The 15,536-nt window shown below is 63.3% G+C and carries 15 protein-coding genes and 1 pseudogene; 13 read left to right on the forward strand and 3 right to left on the reverse strand.

What is annotated here, in order from left to right:
* The first annotated feature begins 54 nt into the window (after nucleotides 1–54).
* The 11 genes from purD to AC1RJW_RS24180 all read left to right on the forward strand — a co-directional run bounded on the left by purD (nucleotide 55) and on the right by AC1RJW_RS24180 (nucleotide 10,389).
* Nucleotides 55–1,323 carry a phosphoribosylamine--glycine ligase gene (purD, locus tag AC1RJW_RS24130; protein WP_436493992.1) on the forward strand — a complete coding sequence of 423 codons (1,269 nt, stop codon included), beginning with the start codon at nucleotides 55–57 and terminating at the stop codon, nucleotides 1,321–1,323.
* A 125-nt stretch (nucleotides 1,324–1,448) separates the two neighbouring features.
* Nucleotides 1,449–2,234 (forward strand): hypothetical protein, encoded by a 786-nt coding sequence (locus tag AC1RJW_RS24135; protein WP_493047198.1) that lies wholly within the window; start codon nucleotides 1,449–1,451, stop codon nucleotides 2,232–2,234.
* Between the two features lie 70 nt (nucleotides 2,235–2,304).
* Complete coding sequence (locus tag AC1RJW_RS24140) at nucleotides 2,305–3,855, forward strand: class I SAM-dependent methyltransferase (protein ID WP_493047199.1); 1,551 nt, start codon at nucleotides 2,305–2,307, stop codon at nucleotides 3,853–3,855.
* Between the two features lie 130 nt (nucleotides 3,856–3,985).
* Nucleotides 3,986–4,900, forward strand: coding sequence for an oxygen-dependent coproporphyrinogen oxidase (hemF, locus tag AC1RJW_RS24145; protein ID WP_475416630.1), 915 nt, complete (start codon nucleotides 3,986–3,988; stop codon nucleotides 4,898–4,900).
* 44 nt (nucleotides 4,901–4,944) lie between these two features.
* The gene (gene nadD / locus AC1RJW_RS24150; protein WP_493047200.1) at nucleotides 4,945–5,592 is read left to right on the forward strand and encodes a nicotinate-nucleotide adenylyltransferase; all 648 of its coding nucleotides are present in this window, start codon (nucleotides 4,945–4,947) and stop codon (nucleotides 5,590–5,592) included.
* Nucleotides 5,593–6,282: a ribosome silencing factor gene (rsfS, locus tag AC1RJW_RS24155; protein ID WP_493047201.1), complete on the forward strand. Its 690-nt coding sequence runs from the start codon at nucleotides 5,593–5,595 to the stop codon at nucleotides 6,280–6,282.
* Nucleotides 6,283–6,288: 6 nt separating this feature from the next.
* The gene (rlmH, locus tag AC1RJW_RS24160) at nucleotides 6,289–6,759 is read left to right on the forward strand and encodes a 23S rRNA (pseudouridine(1915)-N(3))-methyltransferase RlmH (protein ID WP_034747108.1); all 471 of its coding nucleotides are present in this window, start codon (nucleotides 6,289–6,291) and stop codon (nucleotides 6,757–6,759) included.
* Nucleotides 6,760–6,767: 8 nt separating this feature from the next.
* Entirely contained in the window at nucleotides 6,768–7,388 is a 621-nt protein-coding gene (locus AC1RJW_RS24165; RefSeq protein ID WP_099409611.1) for a Maf family protein, read from the forward strand.
* 43 nt (nucleotides 7,389–7,431) lie between these two features.
* Nucleotides 7,432–8,895: a ribonuclease G gene (gene rng / locus AC1RJW_RS24170; protein WP_034747098.1), complete on the forward strand. Its 1,464-nt coding sequence runs from the start codon at nucleotides 7,432–7,434 to the stop codon at nucleotides 8,893–8,895.
* Nucleotides 8,896–8,897: 2 nt separating this feature from the next.
* A complete protein-coding gene (locus tag AC1RJW_RS24175; RefSeq protein ID WP_493047202.1) occupies nucleotides 8,898–9,686 on the forward strand; it encodes an AraC family transcriptional regulator in 789 nt (262 codons plus the stop codon).
* Nucleotides 9,687–9,765: 79 nt separating this feature from the next.
* Nucleotides 9,766–10,389: a LysE family translocator gene (locus AC1RJW_RS24180; RefSeq protein ID WP_493047203.1), complete on the forward strand. Its 624-nt coding sequence runs from the start codon at nucleotides 9,766–9,768 to the stop codon at nucleotides 10,387–10,389.
* Here the strand turns inward: AC1RJW_RS24180 and AC1RJW_RS24185 are convergent.
* The 3 genes from AC1RJW_RS24185 to AC1RJW_RS24195 form a co-directional block, all read right to left on the reverse strand.
* Complete coding sequence (locus AC1RJW_RS24185; protein ID WP_493047204.1) at nucleotides 10,365–10,904, reverse strand: hypothetical protein; 540 nt, start codon at nucleotides 10,902–10,904, stop codon at nucleotides 10,365–10,367. The genes AC1RJW_RS24180 and AC1RJW_RS24185 overlap by 25 nt on opposite strands.
* Nucleotides 10,905–10,980: 76 nt before the next feature.
* Nucleotides 10,981–11,454, reverse strand: a complete 474-nt coding sequence (locus tag AC1RJW_RS24190) for a hypothetical protein (protein ID WP_493047205.1) — start codon at nucleotides 11,452–11,454, stop codon at nucleotides 10,981–10,983.
* A 109-nt stretch (nucleotides 11,455–11,563) separates the two neighbouring features.
* On the reverse strand, nucleotides 11,564–12,589 hold the full coding sequence (locus AC1RJW_RS24195; protein WP_493047206.1) for a LacI family DNA-binding transcriptional regulator: 1,026 nt from the start codon (nucleotides 12,587–12,589) through the stop codon (nucleotides 11,564–11,566).
* A gap of 207 nt (nucleotides 12,590–12,796) precedes the next feature.
* Between AC1RJW_RS24195 and AC1RJW_RS24200 the strand changes: the two are divergent.
* Nucleotides 12,797–14,035, forward strand: a pseudogene (locus AC1RJW_RS24200) (malic enzyme-like NAD(P)-binding protein); the annotation flags it as partial.
* A 255-nt stretch (nucleotides 14,036–14,290) separates the two neighbouring features.
* Nucleotides 14,291–15,508 carry an O-antigen ligase family protein gene (locus AC1RJW_RS24205; RefSeq protein WP_493047207.1) on the forward strand — a complete coding sequence of 406 codons (1,218 nt, stop codon included), beginning with the start codon at nucleotides 14,291–14,293 and terminating at the stop codon, nucleotides 15,506–15,508.
* Nucleotides 15,509–15,536 lie beyond the last annotated feature (28 nt).

Consider the following 15,536-nt stretch of genomic DNA (forward strand, 5'->3'; position numbering starts at 1 on the left):
TGCACACAAGGGCGGCACCGCCGCCCTGCAACCCACACTGAACGAACGGTCCCTATGAAAATTCTGGTAGTCGGCTCTGGCGGCCGCGAACACGCCCTGGCCTGGAAACTGGCCCAGTCCGAACGCATACAGATGGTGTATGTCGCACCGGGCAACGGCGGCACCGCGCGCGATGCGCGCCTGGTCAATCTCGACATCAGCGACCCGCAATTGCTGGCCGATTTCGTTCAGCAGGAGCACATCGGCCTGACCGTCGTCGGCCCGGAAGTGCCGCTGGCGGCCGGCATCGTCAACCTGTTCCGCTCGCGCGGCCTGAAAATCTTCGGCCCGACCAAGGAAGCGGCACAGCTGGAGTCGTCGAAGGACTTCGCCAAGGCCTTCATGCAGCGCCACGGCATCCCGACGGCCGCCTACCAGACGTTTTCCGACGTCGCTCCCGCGCACGCCTACGTCGACGCCATGGGCGCACCGATCGTCATCAAGGCCGACGGCCTGGCCGCCGGCAAGGGCGTCGTCGTTGCCATGACCCTGGAAGAAGCGCACCAGGCGGTCGACATGATGCTGTCCGATAACCAGTTCGGCGACGCCGGCGCGCGCATCGTCATCGAGGAATTCCTCGCTGGCGAAGAAGCGAGCTTCATCGTCATGTGCGACGGCAAGAACATCCTGCCGCTGGCCACCAGCCAGGACCACAAGCGCCTGAAGGACCACGACCAGGGCCCGAACACGGGCGGCATGGGCGCGTATTCGCCGGCACCCATCGTCACGCCGGCCATGCATGCGCGCGTCATGCGCGAAATCATCGTGCCGACCATCCAGGGCATGGCCAAGGACGGCATCACGTTCACGGGCTTCCTGTACGCGGGCCTGATGATCGACGACAAGGGCACGCCGAAGACGCTGGAATTCAACTGCCGCATGGGTGACCCGGAAACGCAGCCCATCATGGCGCGCCTGAAGACCGACCTGGTCACCGTCATGGAGCACGCCGTCAACGGCACGCTGGACGCCGTGGAACTGGAATGGGACCGCCGCACGGCCGTTGGCGTCGTGATGGCCGCCGCCGGCTATCCGGACGATCCCGTCAAGGGCACGCCGATCGGCGACATCCCGGCCGAAACGCCAGACTCCGTCACCTTCCATGCGGGCACCCGCATCGACGGCGAACGCCTGGTCACCAACGGCGGGCGCGTGCTGTGCGTGGTGGGCCTGGGCGACAGCATCAAGATGGCGCAGAAGCAGGCGTATGAAACCGTGGAAAAAATCCATTTCGACGGCGCGCAGTACCGCCGCGACATCGGCTGGCGCGGTTTGAAGCACTAAGCATGCCTCTGGCGGCAAACGGCGGGGCCGGCGCGGAATTCATCCGCCCCGGCCCCGTTTGCATAGACGCGCCGGGAAACCGGCATCTGCGCTAAGATTTTGCCTTCCTGACAAAATTACAGCCCATGACCACACGCACCCATCCCTCGCTTGCCGAACTGCGCCAGCTCGGCCTGATCACGCCCCAGGAGCTCGGCGAGGCGATGGACGAACTGAACATCCTCGCCCAGCCCGACGAGGACGATGTCGACATGCCACGACTGGCCGTCGGCGCCGGTCTCGCCGACACCCTGGCATGGCTGCTGCGCACCGACCTGCTGCCGCAGGACGACTTCCTGCGGCGCGTGCGCGACCTGCCGCGCCAGCATGACGGCGCGGCCCTGCTCGAGCGCCAGCGACTGGCCGCCGATGCGCTAACGCTGGTCAACCGCCAGGCCATCGACACCCTGTACGACGAAGACCTGCTCGACCAGTGGCAACGCGATGCCGCGCACGCCAGCTTGCCGGCGGACCGCCTGCTCGCCTCGCCGGTCGCCGCCCTGCGCGACATGCTCCGGCAAGGCACCCTGACGGCGCAACAATTCGAGGCGCTGCGCCTGCGCACACGCCAGCGCGGCTCGGAACTGGCCTGCCTCATCGTCGACGCTGCCGCGCGGCAGGCCCGCCCCGCCTATGCCCGCCCGGGCACGTGGGTGATGGCCGCGCTGCTACTGCTGGTGCTGGCCTTTGCGGTCCGCACCATCGTCTCGAGGCAGCCGTCCGCTCCCGCCGCCCCCGTCGCCGGGCAAGGCACCGAGCGGCCCGATCTGCAGCAGCGCGCCGCGCAGGCCGTGGAGAGTGCGCGCGTGCCCGGCGGGCCGGACCTGTCCATCACTGTGGTGCAGGAGGAAGCTGCGCCGCCGGCACGCTAATGCACGGCGCACTTCCCGCGCCGGCGGCCATGATGGCATACTGCCGTTTTGCCACCAATGCGGGGAAGCCATGGCCTGGAATGAAGGATACGTGTCGGATATCGAGTACACCAACGGTTTTTACAGCGACCTGAGTCCGCATCACCTCAATTTCAGCTGCATCCTCAACGGCATCGAACCAGTGCCCCTGGATCAACCCTACACCTACTTTGAACTGGGCTTCGGGCGCGGCCAGACGCTCAACGTACTGGCCGCCGCCAACCCCAACGGCCAGTTCTACGGCAACGATTTCAATCCGGCCCATGTCGCCGGCGCACGCGCCCTGGCGGCAAAGGCACAGTTGGGCAATCTGACCCTGCTGGAAAACAGCTTTGAAGAATTGGCCCAGGGTCGCGTGCCCGATCTGCCGCAGTTCGACTTCATTACCTTGCACGGCATCTACACCTGGGTCAACCGCGAGAACCGCCAGCATATCGTCGACTTCATTGCACGCTATCTGAAACCGGGCGGTATCGTTTCACTCAGCTATAACGCCATGCCTGGATGGAGTTCCGCCCTGCCCCTGCAACGCCTGCTGCTGGAGTTTGCCGCCAGCTTCCCCGGCCGCAGCGACTTGCAGATGCAGGCTGGCATCGCCTATGTGCAGCAGTTGCAGAACCTGCAGGCCAGCTACATCACGGCCAATCCCGCACTCGCGCCGCGCCTCAATGCGCTCATCAACAGCGATCCCCATTACAGCGTGCATGAATACCTGAACCAGGACTGGGAACCGCTGTACCACGCCGACGTGATGCGCGATGTGGCGCGCGCCAAGCTCGATTTTGCCGGCTCGTCCGACCTGCCTTTTGCCTTTCCCGAGCTGTACCTGAACGCCGACCAGCAAGCCACCATCGACTTGCTGCCCGACGCGGCCATGCGCGAAACGATGAAGGATTATTTTCTCGACACCAGCTTCCGCAAGGACGTGCTGGTACGCGGCGCGCGCCGCATGGGGGCCGTGCGCCAAGCCGAATGTTACGCCGACGTACACCTGGCCATGCTGGTACCGCGCGCAAAAATGACTTTTACCTTCCAGACCAAGGCCGGCGTCGTGACGGGCAACGAGCAGGTCTACGGCGCCGTCTGCGACGCGCTGGCGAACGGACCACATAGCCTGGCCGAATTGGCCGCACTGCCTTCCTTGCCCGGACAGAGCGTGCAAAGCCTGGCGGAGGTGGCGGCCATGCTGGTCACCGGCAGCCAGGTCGTGATGTATTTTCCAAATGAGGCGCAGGGCGACAATGGCGACGAGGCCGCGCACCGCCTGAACCGGGCAACCGGCGCGCAGCTGCGCTACGGCGACGACTACCGCATCCTGTGCTCGCCATTGACAGGCAGCGGTATCGACACGGAATTCATCGACCGACTGCTGTTTTCGCTGCTGACCCAGGAGCGGGAGCAGCCGGACTTGGCCACCCTGCAGGCGCAGGCGGCCACCACCATGGCGCAGTGCGGGCGCCGCCTGCTCAAGGATGGCGCTGCATGCGCCGACGAGGCGGCGCACCAGGAGCAGCTCAACGCCGCCATCGAGGAATTCATGCGGGACACGCTGCCCGTGCTGCAGCAATTGCGCGTGCTGTAGAAGGCGCTGGCCGCGGACGGTGCGCGCGGCCAGCCGCAAAACCACAGCGCCAGCGCCGCCCTATCACAAAAACGCGTTACAGGGTACAATCCGTCCTTACTTTTTTATTTCGGCCTCGTCGGCCCACGCGATGTCGTCAACTCCCTCTCCTTCGGCCGTCAAGGCTTATTTGCTCGATTTGCAAAGCCGTATCGTGCAGGCGCTCGAAGCGCAGGACGGCAAGCCCTTCCTGACAGATGCCTGGCAGCGCCCCGAGGGCGGCGGCGGCATTTCGCGGTTGATCGAGGAAGGTAATGTGTTCGAGCGTGGCGGCGTGAATTTTTCGCACGTCACCGGCGCCGCACTGCCGCCATCGGCCGCGGCCGCGCGCCCTGAACTCGGTGGCAAGGCATGGGAAGCGATGGGCGTGTCGCTGGTGCTGCATCCGCGCAATCCCTACGCGCCCACGGTGCACATGAACGTGCGCTTTTTCAGCACCGTGAATACCGATGGCGAAGCCGTATGGTGGTTCGGCGGCGGCATGGACTTGACGCCGTATTACGGCGACGCGGGCGACGTGAAGCACTTTCACCAGGTGTGCCATGATGCGCTGGCGCCGTTTGGCGCGGAACTGCATCCGAAGTTCAAGCAGTGGTGCGACGATTATTTCTACCTGAAACACCGGCGCGAAGCGCGCGGCGCCGGCGGGATCTTCTTCGACGACTTCAACGCCCTGGGCTTTGATGACAGCTTTGCCATGCTGCGCAGCGCGGGCGACGCTTTCATCGACGCCTATGTGCCGATCCTGGCGCGGCGCAAGGACACGCCCTACGGCGAACGCGAACGCGATTTCCAGTGCTACCGGCGCGGACGCTATGTCGAGTTCAACCTGGTCTTCGACCGCGGTACCCTGTTCGGCCTGCAGTCGGGCGGACGCACCGAGGCGATCCTGATGTCGATGCCGCCCGTGGTCAAGTGGCGCTACGACTGGCACCCGGAAGCCGGCAGTCCCGAAGCGGCGTTGTATACTGACTTCCTCGTGCATCGCGACTGGCTGCAGGCGTGACGGAAATTGGCACGGCGGGTAGTACTGCGAGCAGTACGGCATGCGTGACGCTGTTGGGCGGCAGCTACGATCCGGTGCATATGGGCCACGTCGCACTGGGCACGTATTTTTCCAGCCTGCTGCACGCCGACGAACTGCGCGTGATTCCGGCCGGCGCGCCCTGGCAAAAGAGCAAGCTGGGCGCCACCGGCCAGCAGCGCGCCGAGATGGCCAGCCTGGCCTTCGCCGGCCTGCCCCTGCCCGTGGTGATCGACCGCCAGGAAATCGAGCGCAGCGAACATGGCCAGGCCAGCTACACCATCGATACCTTGCGCCAGGTACGCGCCGAGCTGGGACCGCGCGCTTCCATCGTTTTCCTGATGGGCGCCGACCAGTTGCAGCGGCTCGCGACATGGCGCGAATGGCAGCAATTATTTGAATACGCGCATATCTGCGTCGCGGCCCGCCCAGGCTTCGCGCTGAATGACACAGCAGTACCGCAAGTGGTCGCCGATGCATTTTCGCGCCGCCTGGGGTCTCTGGAAAGCATCCGCAACACGCCGCACGGTCTGACTTATCTGGCACAGGACTTCGCGGTGGATATCTCCGCCACCGAAATACGTGCGGCATTACAACGGGGGAATCGGGCAAACTCGCTTGTTTCCCCGCTAGTGCTAGACTATATTGAACAACATAATTTATACAAAAGCTAAATGGACATCAAAAAACTGCAAACCCTCGTCGTTGACGCCCTTGAAGACGTCAAAGGCCAAGACATCGCCGTCTTCGAAACGAGTCACCTGACCAGCCTGTTCGACCGCATCGCGATCGTCTCCGGCACCTCGAACCGTCAAACCAAGGCGCTGGCCGCCTCGGTGCGCGACAAGGTCAAGGACGCCGGCGGCCAAATCATCGGCATGGAAGGCGAGGAAACGGGTGAATGGGTGCTGGTCGATCTGGGCGACATGATCGTCCACATCATGCAAGCACCTATCCGCGCCTACTACCGCCTGGAAGAAATCTGGGGCGACACCCCGGTCAAGCTGGGTGCCGCCAAGCGCGCGCCGAAAAAAGCGGCCGGCGACGAGCCGAAAAAGGTCAGCGGCCATCTGGCGGCAAGCAAGGCCAATGTGGAAGCTGCGCCCGTGATCGAAAAGAAAACGCCAGCGAAGAAAGCCACGGCAACCACCACCGCCAAGAAAGCCCCGGCGAAAAAAGCCACCGCTTCCAAAGCCGTCGGCAAGACCGTGAAAGTCGCGCCTACCAAGACCGAAGCGGCCGCCGTAAAAGCGCTGAAAGCGCTGCCGGAGAAAAAAGTACGCGCCCCACGCGCGGCCAAGCCGGCAGCCGATGCCGCACCGGCAAAAACCGTGATCAAGCGTATCAAAAAAGTCGAAGCGTAAGCGTCGATGCAGCTCATCATCGCTGCGGTCGGCCATAAAATGCCGGCCTGGATAGAGACGGGCTTCGCGGAATACGCGAAGCGCATGCCGCCGGAATTGCGCATCGTGCTGAAAGAAATCAAGCCGGTGGAGCGTTCCGGCAGCAAGACCGCCGCCACGGCGATGGCGCTGGAACGCGAACGCATCGAAGCCGTCCTGCCCAAGGGCGTGCGCATCATCGCCCTCGACGAACGCGGCAAGGATCTGACCAGCGTCGGTCTGTCGCAGCAATTGATGGCGTGGCAGCAGGATGGCCGCGACACGGCTTTCCTGATCGGCGGGGCCGACGGCCTCGATCCGCAACTCAAGGCGCGTGCCGAAGGCATGCTGCGCATTTCCAGCATGACCCTGCCGCACGGCGTGGTGCGCGTGATTCTCGCCGAGCAGCTCTATCGTGCCTGGTCGATCACGCAAAACCACCCCTACCACCGCGTCTGAACTCCCCCATGAAAACGGCTGATCACAAGATCTACCTTGCTTCCAAAAGCCCGCGCCGGCGCGAACTGCTGCGCCAGATCGGCATCGATTTCGAATTGCTGCTGCTGCGCAGCGATGGCCCGCGCGGCGCCGACGTCACCGAGGAAGTGCTTCCCGGCGAATCGGCGCTCGATTACGTGGCTCGCGTATCGAATGAAAAAGCCGCCTTCGCGTGGGACCTGGTGCGCCGCCGCCACCTGACGCCGCGCCCCGTGCTGGCGGCCGATACCACCGTCACCATCGACGGCGTCATCCTCGGCAAGCCGGCCGACCGCCTCGAGGCCGTGGCCATGCTGCAGCAGCTGTCGGGCCGCACGCACGAGGTGCTCACCTCGATCGCCGTGCACTACAAGGATTTCGCCGAGCAGCGCACGCAGGTGTCGCAAGTGCGCTTCGGCGTGCTCTCGCCCGCCTCGATCGCCGCCTATTGCGCCACGCCGGAACCGTACGACAAGGCCGGCGGCTACGGCATCCAGGGCAGCGCCGCGCTGTTCGTCGAGCATATCGAAGGCAGCCATTCCGGCATCATGGGCCTGCCCCTGTACGAAACCGCACAGTTGCTACGGCTAGCAGGTTTGCCCCTGCCCTGATCCCGGGTATGATGTCATTCGTTGCCTCCACTCCCGCGCCTCCATGAACGAAGACATCCTGATCAATATCACGCCGCAAGAAACGCGCGTCGCCCTCATCCTGCAGGGCGCCGTGCAGGAATTGCACATCGAGCGCACGCTCACGCGCGGCCTGGCCGGCAATGTGTACTCCGGCAAAGTGGTGCGGGTGCTGCCGGGCATGCAGTCGGCCTTCATCGACATCGGCCTGGAGCGCGCCGCCTTCCTGCACGTGGCCGACATCTGGGAAGCGCGCGGCCACGATGGCCAGAACGCCACGCCGGCGCCCATCGAGAAAATCCTGTTTGACGGCCAGGTGCTGACGGTGCAGGTGATCAAGGACCCGATAGGCACCAAGGGCGCGCGCCTGTCGACGCAGATTTCCATCGCCGGGCGCATGCTGGTCTACCTGCCGCAAGACAAGCACATCGGCATTTCGCAGAAAATTGAAAAGGAAGCGGAGCGCGAACAGCTGCGCGTGCGCCTGCAAAGCCTGCTGCCGCCCGACGAAAAGGGCGGCTACATCGTACGCACCATGGCCGAGGACGCGTCCGACGCGGACCTGAAGGCGGATGTCGATTACCTGCGTAAGACTTGGAGCACCATCACGCACGGCGCGCGCACGCGCCCCGCCACCAGCCTGCTGCACCAGGACTTGAGCCTGGCGCAGCGCGTGCTGCGCGACTTCGTCGGCGATGAAACGGCCACCATCCAGGTCGATTCGCGCGAAAACTATGTCAAGCTGCGCGAATTCGCGGAAATCTACACTCCCAGCGAACTGACGCGCCTGCAGCACTACACGGGCGAGCGTCCCCTGTTCGACCTGTACGGCGTGGAAGAAGAGATTTTGCGCGCGCTGGGCCGCCGCGTCGACCTGAAATCGGGCGGCTACCTGATAGTCGACCAGACGGAAGCGATGACGACCATCGACGTCAACACGGGCGGCTTTGTGGGAGGTCGCAATTTTGCCGACACCATCTTCAAGACCAATCTGGAAGCGGCGCACGCCATCGCGCGCCAGCTGCGCCTGCGCAACCTGGGCGGCATCATCATCCTCGACTTCATCGACATGGACAATGCCGAGCACCGCAACGCCGTGCTGGCCGAACTGAAACGCACCCTGTCGCGCGACCGCACCAAAGTTTCGGTGAGCAACTTCTCGCCCCTGGGCCTGGTGGAAATGACGCGCAAGCGCACGCGCGAATCGCTGGCGCACATCCTGTGCGAACCGTGCCCCGCCTGCGCCGGCAAGGGCCAGGTGAAAACCTCGCGCACGATCTGCTACGAAATCCTGCGCGAACTGCTGCGCGAGGCAAAGCAGTTCAACCCGCGCGAATTCCGCATTCTCGCCTCGCAGGAAGTAGTCGATCTGTTTTTGGAAGAAGAATCGCAGCACCTGGCCATGCTGGGCGACTTCATCGGCAAGAAAATCTCGCTGCAGGTGGAGAACGCCTACCACCAGGAGCAATACGACGTGATTTTGATGTAGCCATGCCGGGCACCACCGCCTTCTGGCGCGACCCGGCCTTGCCCCACGTGGAGAGCCGGCGCGCCTGCCACAGCCGGGCCTGCTACAAGCCGCACAGCCATCCCACGTTTTCCATCGGTGCCGTCGACAAAGGCGGCAGCATCTTTACGGGCAGCAAAGAGGGCAAGGTCACCCTCAGCAATGGCAGCCTGGTGCTGGTGCCGGCCGGCTGCGTGCACGCCTGCAATCCCCTGCCTGACGCCGTCTGGAGCTACCAGATGCTGCATCTCGATGCGCAATGGCTGCAAGCCCACGCGCCGGCGCTCGATGGCGATACGGCGACGGTGTTGCACTGCCCGCTGCTGTACGCACAGTTTTGCGCCATGCATGCGCTGCTGTTTTCAACGACTGGCGCAGGTGAAAAAAATGCGGCGCTGCTCGCGTTCCTGGGCGCTTGTGCCAGCGCCCGTGCAGACCTGCTGCCCTCGGAACGCAAGCCGGTGCCGCAGCAGCTGGCGCCCGTGCTCGCAACGCTGCAGGCGCAGCCCTCGGCCAGCCTGCGGCAACTGGCGGAAGCGGCAGGCCTGAGCCCTTATCAATTGATCCGCGCCTTTCGCGCCGCCACGGGCATGACGCCGCATGCCTACCAGCTGAACGCGCACGTCAACCGCGCGCGCAGCCGCTTGCAAGCGGGGACGGCGTTGGCGCAGCTGGCGCATGAGCTGGGCTTTGCGGACCAGAGCCATCTGCAGCGCGTCTTCAAGGCGCATGCGGGCATCACGCCCGGGCGCTATCGCGGCCAGGGCGGCTAGAGCGCCTGCAATTTTCTTCAATACGGGCTGCCGCCAGCCCCTGCATACTCGCGCATCGCCATTGCCGGAGCCGACTTACATGCAGGATTTCCTCTTCATCGCCGCCGCCCACTTTCTGTCCCTGCTGTCGCCCGGTCCCGATTTTTTCCTGATCGCGCGCACCTCGCTGGCCCACGGCTGGCGCGGCGCCGCCGGCACGTGCGTGGGCATTACGGTGGCCAATGCGGTGTTTATCGTGGCGGCATTTGGAGGACTATCGGTACTGCGGGCGGGCAGTACGGCATTCATGGTGGTGCGGCTGGCGGGATGCGCCTATCTGCTGTACCTGGGCTGGCTGTTCCTGCGCCATGCGGGCAAGAGCCGCCTGGATGCAAAGCCCGCCAGCGGCAAGGCGCGCTGGCGCGGCGGGGTCGTGATGGGATTCATGTCCGCCATCCTGAATCCGAAGAATGCGCTGTTCTACGTCAGCCTCGCCACCGTGCTGGCCGCCAGGCAGACGAGTCCCGCTGCGATGGCGGCGTATGGCGCGTGGATGGTCTTTGCCGTGCTGGCGTGGGATATGACGGTGGCGCTGGCCATCGGCAGCACCGCCCTGCGCCAGCGCTTTGCGCGCGCGCTGCCGTCACTGGAACGGCTGTCAGGCGTGATGCTGATCGTGCTGGCGGTGGCGCTGCTGGTTCAGGCAGGCAGCGGGTCCAGGTAAAACACGGCATACACTTTCAACGGCGACGTCTCTGTCGCTTTTTCCGAGCGCACGACGGAGCAGTCGTCGGCGGCCAGGCTGCGCCAATTCTGGATGCCGGCCTTGGCGAACATCGCGTGTGCGGGGGCATTCGCGGCCAGGTCCAGCACCAGGCAGGCGTTGCGCGGGCCGGCGCCGTAGTTGACGGTACGGATCTCGATGCCGAAGGTCGTCATCCACGGCTCCCACAAGCCTTTTTCCTTGCCGGCAGCCATGCGCTCGAGCATCTCGCCGAAGGTCAGGCCCTTCTTGACGGTGCTGCGCAGGGCGGCCAGCGACGGCGCCAGGCGCGGATCGGGCTGCTTGTTGCCGGCGCGGATCTCGGCGATCGCCTTCAATTCCTTGATGATGGCCGCATCGCGCTCCGTGTAGTCGCGCATGCGCGCATAGAATTCGGCGTCCAGGAAAGGATTGACGGTCAGCTTGGCAACGCCCTCTTCGCGGCGTTTCGGGGAAGGCGTGTTGGTTTTGGTCATGGCGATGAGGGCAAGAGAAACGATGAGGGGCGCCAGTTTAACACCATGCGGCCCCTGCGGCAGCGCGGCGGGCGCTTTAATGTTGCGCCTGGCGGGTGCCGGATGGCGCGGCCGGGGCGCCGGCCGCGCCCGGTGGCAGGAAAAAACGCCGCGGTCTGAACAGGTGGACGGCGCCCGCATACAGGCCGGCCAGCGGGAAACGCACTTCCTTGAGCAACTGGTGAAAAATGGCGATCGAGCGCGCGCGCGTGACGGGAATCTCGGCGCGCCACTGGCACAGCACGTCATGCACGAGGCTAGCGTGATAGGTCGCAGGCAGGCCCAGGTGTTGCGCGCCATCGGGCGTGCCCACATAGAACAGGCCGAGCACGCTGATACAGGGCGAACAGCCATCCCAGGCGTAGCCGGCGCGGATGCGGATCGCCGATTCGCGTATCGTCACCCACTCGTTTTCAAATTCAATGCCTTCGAGTAGCGGCGAGCAATAACCATAGTCGCTGCCCAGCGCATAGCGCCAGGCGTTGCCGGGCATGCCGAAGTTTTTCGGCATCAGCGGCCTCCCTGCTGTGCTTGCTTTGCTCTCGTCTGCATGGCGTTGCCTTGATAATTATCAATATCAAGATTTAAACATACTCGGACGAAAGAAGGGCAAGAAGGTATCAGGCGCGCGGCGCGGCCGTCGATTCGCGCACCACCAGTTCCGGTTTCAGGCGCACGTCGAGCACCGGGGAATCGGGCGAGTCGATGGTTTGCAGGATCAGCCGGGCCGCTTCCGTACCGATGCCGTGGTGGCGGATACGGATGGTGGTCAGGGGCGGGCGGATCATGTCCATGTACGGCATGTCGTTGTGGCCCACCACGGAAATATCTGCGGGGCAGTTCAAGCCCAGTTCGCGGACGGCGTCGTAGCAGCCAAGGGCCACCAGGTCGCTGCCCGTCACCACGGCCGTCGTTTGCGGCGACTGGCGCAGCAGTTCCAGCAGGGCCGCCTTGCCGCATTCGCGCGAATAGCCGCTGCTTTCAAAAACGAACGCTTGCGAGGGATCGAGTTCGCTGGCCTGGATGGCGGCCAGGAACCCCAGGCGGCGCACGTGGCCCGTGGACAGGTTTTCCGGGCCGGCAATGTGCGCGATATGGCGATGACCCAGCGCCAGCAAGTGTTCCACGGCCAGGCGCATGCCGACCACGTCGTCACTGACGACGCAGGAAGCGACGCCCGTCTCGTCGCTGCGGTTGACGGTGACCACCGGCACGTTCTGGTCGATACACATCTTGATGACGGGATCGTCGCGGCGCGCGGTGGCCAGGATCAGGCCATCGACCTGCTGCCCCAGCAGGCGGTTGATGACGAACAGCTGCTCTTCCTCGTCGGCGCCCACGTTGGCGACGATGGCCAGGTAGCTATGCTTGCGCAAACCCTCCTCAATGCCCAGCAAAATCGGCGGGAAAACAGCGTTGGTGATGTCGGGCAAGACCACGCCGATGATGCGCGACTTGCGCGTGACGAGGGTCGAGGCGGCGCGGTTCGGCCGGTAGCCGAGCCGGCCCGCTTCGGCCAGCACGCGCGCGGCCACCTCGGCGCTGACCATTTGCCGCGTTGCCGGGTTCATCACGCGCGACACGGTGGAAAAGTGCACGCCGCTGGCCCGCGCAACGTCGCTTAAGGTGGGGTTCTTGTTTGTCATGGGCTTCCCGGATCGCAATACTGTGATTTTATCGTAAAAATTCCCCATTTCGTCAAAAACCGAGCAAACGCTTGCATTGAAATAAAGCCGTTGCCCAAAGCGGTTTTGGTCGACTTAAGTACAATCCAGCCTTGACAGCGTGCAAACGCTTGCATACCATGGCTCGGACTTACCACTCGGGCCATGCATGCCCTTCCCAGAATTCCTATGTCTACTTCCCACAGCAAGCACGCCGACCAGAACGGCGAAAACTTCAACCTGAAAGAAGCCGCCCTCGCCTATCACGCACAACCCCGCGCAGGCAAGATTTCCGTCACGCCAACCAAACCACTGGGCGACGCCCGCGCCCTGACCCTGGCGTACTCGCCGGGCGTGGCCTTCGCCTGCGAAGCCATCGTGGAAGATCCGCGCACGGCCGGCACCTACACGTCGCGCAGCAACCTGGTGGCCGTGATCACCAATGGCACGGCCGTACTGGGCCTGGGCGATATCGGCCCGCTGGCCAGCAAACCGGTGATGGAAGGCAAGGCTTGCCTGTTCAAGCAGTTCGCCGACGTTGATGTATTCGACATCGAATTGGCCGAGAACGATCCCGACCTGTTCATCGATACCGTGGTGCGCATGGAGCCGACTTTCGGCGGCATCAACCTGGAAGACATCAAGGCGCCCGACTGCTTCTATATCGAGCAGCAATTGCGCAAGCGCATGAACATTCCCGTCTTCCACGACGACCAGCACGGCACTGCCATCATCGTCGCGGCCGGCATCCTGAACGGCCTGGAGCTGGTGGGCAAGGATATCGGCAATGTGAAAGTGGCCGTCTCGGGCGCCGGCGCGGCCTCGATCGCCTGCCTGGACCTGCTCGTCTCGCTGGGCCTGAACAAGTCGCTACTGAAGGTATGCGATAGCCAGGGCGTGATCTACCCGGGCCGCGATGCCAACATGGAAGAGAACAAGGCGCGCTACGCGAACGATACGAGCGACCGCGACCTGGCCGACGCCATGGTCGGTGCCGACATCTTCATCGGCGTCTCGAAGGGCGGCGTGGTGAGCGCGCAGATGGTCGAATCGATGGCCGCCAAGCCTTTGATCTTCGCCCTGGCCAATCCGCATCCGGAAATCGCCCCGGAAAAAGTGCATGCCGTGCGCGACGACGCCATCGTCGCCACGGGCCGCTCGGATTATCCGAACCAGATCAACAACGTGCTGTGCTTCCCGTACATCTTCCGCGGCGCGCTCGACGTAGGCGCCACCACCATCAACGAAGAAATGAAGCTGGCCTGCGTGCGCGCCATTGCCGCGCTGGCAAAAGAACCGCTGCCAGGCCACGAAAGCAGCGCGCTGACGCCGCTGCAACTGATTCCGTCGCCGTTCGACGAGCGTCTGCGCAGCTGGGTCGCCCCTGCCGTCTCGCAAGCGGCGATTGCCACCGGCGTGGCGACGCGCGTGCCGGCGGTTGCCTGATCGACATTAGAAATATCCGCCTGCCTTAATAAAATTACAGCAAGTTACCATTGCTTACAAAAAAACCATGGCTAAAAACCATGGTTTTTTTCATTCCCCCCCTTGAGATCGCCTATATAGTTATCGAAGAGTAAATTCTCAGAGAGCGTTTTTGCTGTCACCTTCGATTACAATGACGCCTACTTTATGTTGCTACAGTTGCCATAATGGCGATGTCGTGCGTTACCAAGGATATTCATGCCGGGCCTGACCTCTGTTTGTGTTTTTCTCTTTTCGGCATTGGCGCTGGCTGTCACCAGCGGATACTCGCTGGGCGCGCTGGTTCTCCTGCTGGCCAGCAGCTGGCTGCTATGGAAACGCCCCCGTCTGAACCTGCAACGCCGCGATTATCTGATGCTCGGCGCCCTGCTGCTGTACTTCTTCATCTTTACAGCCAATATGCTGTACCACGGCGATCCGGCACGCGAACTCGACATGCCCTTGCGGGCACTGCTGGCCGTGCCCGTGCTGCTGCTGCTGCTCGCCTATCCGCCGCGGCCGGGCGCTTGGTGGAGCGGTGTCGCCATCGGAGCCATCGGCGGTGCGGCACTGGCTTTTTGGCAATTCTTTGCCAATGATATTGGCCGTCCACAAGCGGCAACGAGTAACGCCATCCATTACGGTAATGTAAGCATGTTGCTCGGCATGCTCTCGCTGTGCGGCGTCACGTGGGCACGCGCTCAATCGCGCCAGTGCCTGTGGACCGTGCTGATGCTGTGTGGCTGCATCGCTGGAATTGCCGGTTCGATCATCAGCGGCAGCCGTGGTGGCTGGTTGGCATTGCCGATCTGTGTCTGCATCATCACGCTGCATCATGCTAAAAAACACGGCAACCGGTATCTTTTCAGCGTCGCCGCCATTTTTGTGGTGCTGGGAACGCTGGTCTACGCCCTTCCCAACTCACCGGTGAGGGAGCGCAGCGTAGCCGCCATTAACGAACTCAACAGTTTCAACGATTCAGGCAACATATACTCGTCAGTTGGCCAGCGCGTTGAAATGTGGCGTTCCGCGCTGCGTATGTCGGACGAAAACCTGTTGCTAGGCATCGGCCGCAATGGCTATCTGGAGCAAAAGCAGGAACTGGCAGCGGAAGGCAAGATGAATACCGTGACGCGCGATTTCACGAATGCCCACAACGATTATATCGATTCGCTGGTCAAGCGTGGTTTGGTGGGCATGTCAGCTTTACTGGTGCTGTTTTTCCTCCCTCTGAAGCTATTTAGCCAGGCACTGCAGAATACCGGGTGTGAGAAAACGACTCAGCCTTATGCGCTGGCGGGTGTGATTTTAGTTTCCTGCTATATCACGTTCGGCCTGACGACGAACTCGCTCACCCTGAATATCGGCATCATCATGCTGGTCTTTCCGATGGTGATAGTGTGGGCCCTGTTGCGCCAGCAAGAGCGTATCGCTTGAGCTCGTCTTCCGCCTGACCGTTTTTGCT

This window comes from Janthinobacterium sp. GW822-FHT07A03 (assembly GCF_058798815.1).

Coding starts and splice junctions, on each gene's coding strand:
- purD (WP_436493992.1), top strand. CDS start 55: ATGAAAATTCTGGTAGTCGGCTCTGGCGGCCGCGAACACGCCCTGGCC.
- AC1RJW_RS24135 (WP_493047198.1), top strand. CDS start 1,449: ATGACCACACGCACCCATCCCTCGCTTGCCGAACTGCGCCAGCTCGGC.
- AC1RJW_RS24140 (WP_493047199.1), top strand. CDS start 2,305: ATGGCCTGGAATGAAGGATACGTGTCGGATATCGAGTACACCAACGGT.
- hemF (WP_475416630.1), top strand. CDS start 3,986: ATGTCGTCAACTCCCTCTCCTTCGGCCGTCAAGGCTTATTTGCTCGAT.
- rsfS (WP_493047201.1), top strand. CDS start 5,593: ATGGACATCAAAAAACTGCAAACCCTCGTCGTTGACGCCCTTGAAGAC.
- rlmH (WP_034747108.1), top strand. CDS start 6,289: ATGCAGCTCATCATCGCTGCGGTCGGCCATAAAATGCCGGCCTGGATA.
- AC1RJW_RS24165 (WP_099409611.1), top strand. CDS start 6,768: ATGAAAACGGCTGATCACAAGATCTACCTTGCTTCCAAAAGCCCGCGC.
- rng (WP_034747098.1), top strand. CDS start 7,432: ATGAACGAAGACATCCTGATCAATATCACGCCGCAAGAAACGCGCGTC.
- AC1RJW_RS24175 (WP_493047202.1), top strand. CDS start 8,898: ATGCCGGGCACCACCGCCTTCTGGCGCGACCCGGCCTTGCCCCACGTG.
- AC1RJW_RS24180 (WP_493047203.1), top strand. CDS start 9,766: ATGCAGGATTTCCTCTTCATCGCCGCCGCCCACTTTCTGTCCCTGCTG.
- AC1RJW_RS24185 (WP_493047204.1), bottom strand. CDS start 10,904: ATGACCAAAACCAACACGCCTTCCCCGAAACGCCGCGAAGAGGGCGTT.
- AC1RJW_RS24190 (WP_493047205.1), bottom strand. CDS start 11,454: ATGCCGAAAAACTTCGGCATGCCCGGCAACGCCTGGCGCTATGCGCTG.
- AC1RJW_RS24195 (WP_493047206.1), bottom strand. CDS start 12,589: ATGACAAACAAGAACCCCACCTTAAGCGACGTTGCGCGGGCCAGCGGC.
- AC1RJW_RS24205 (WP_493047207.1), top strand. CDS start 14,291: ATGCCGGGCCTGACCTCTGTTTGTGTTTTTCTCTTTTCGGCATTGGCG.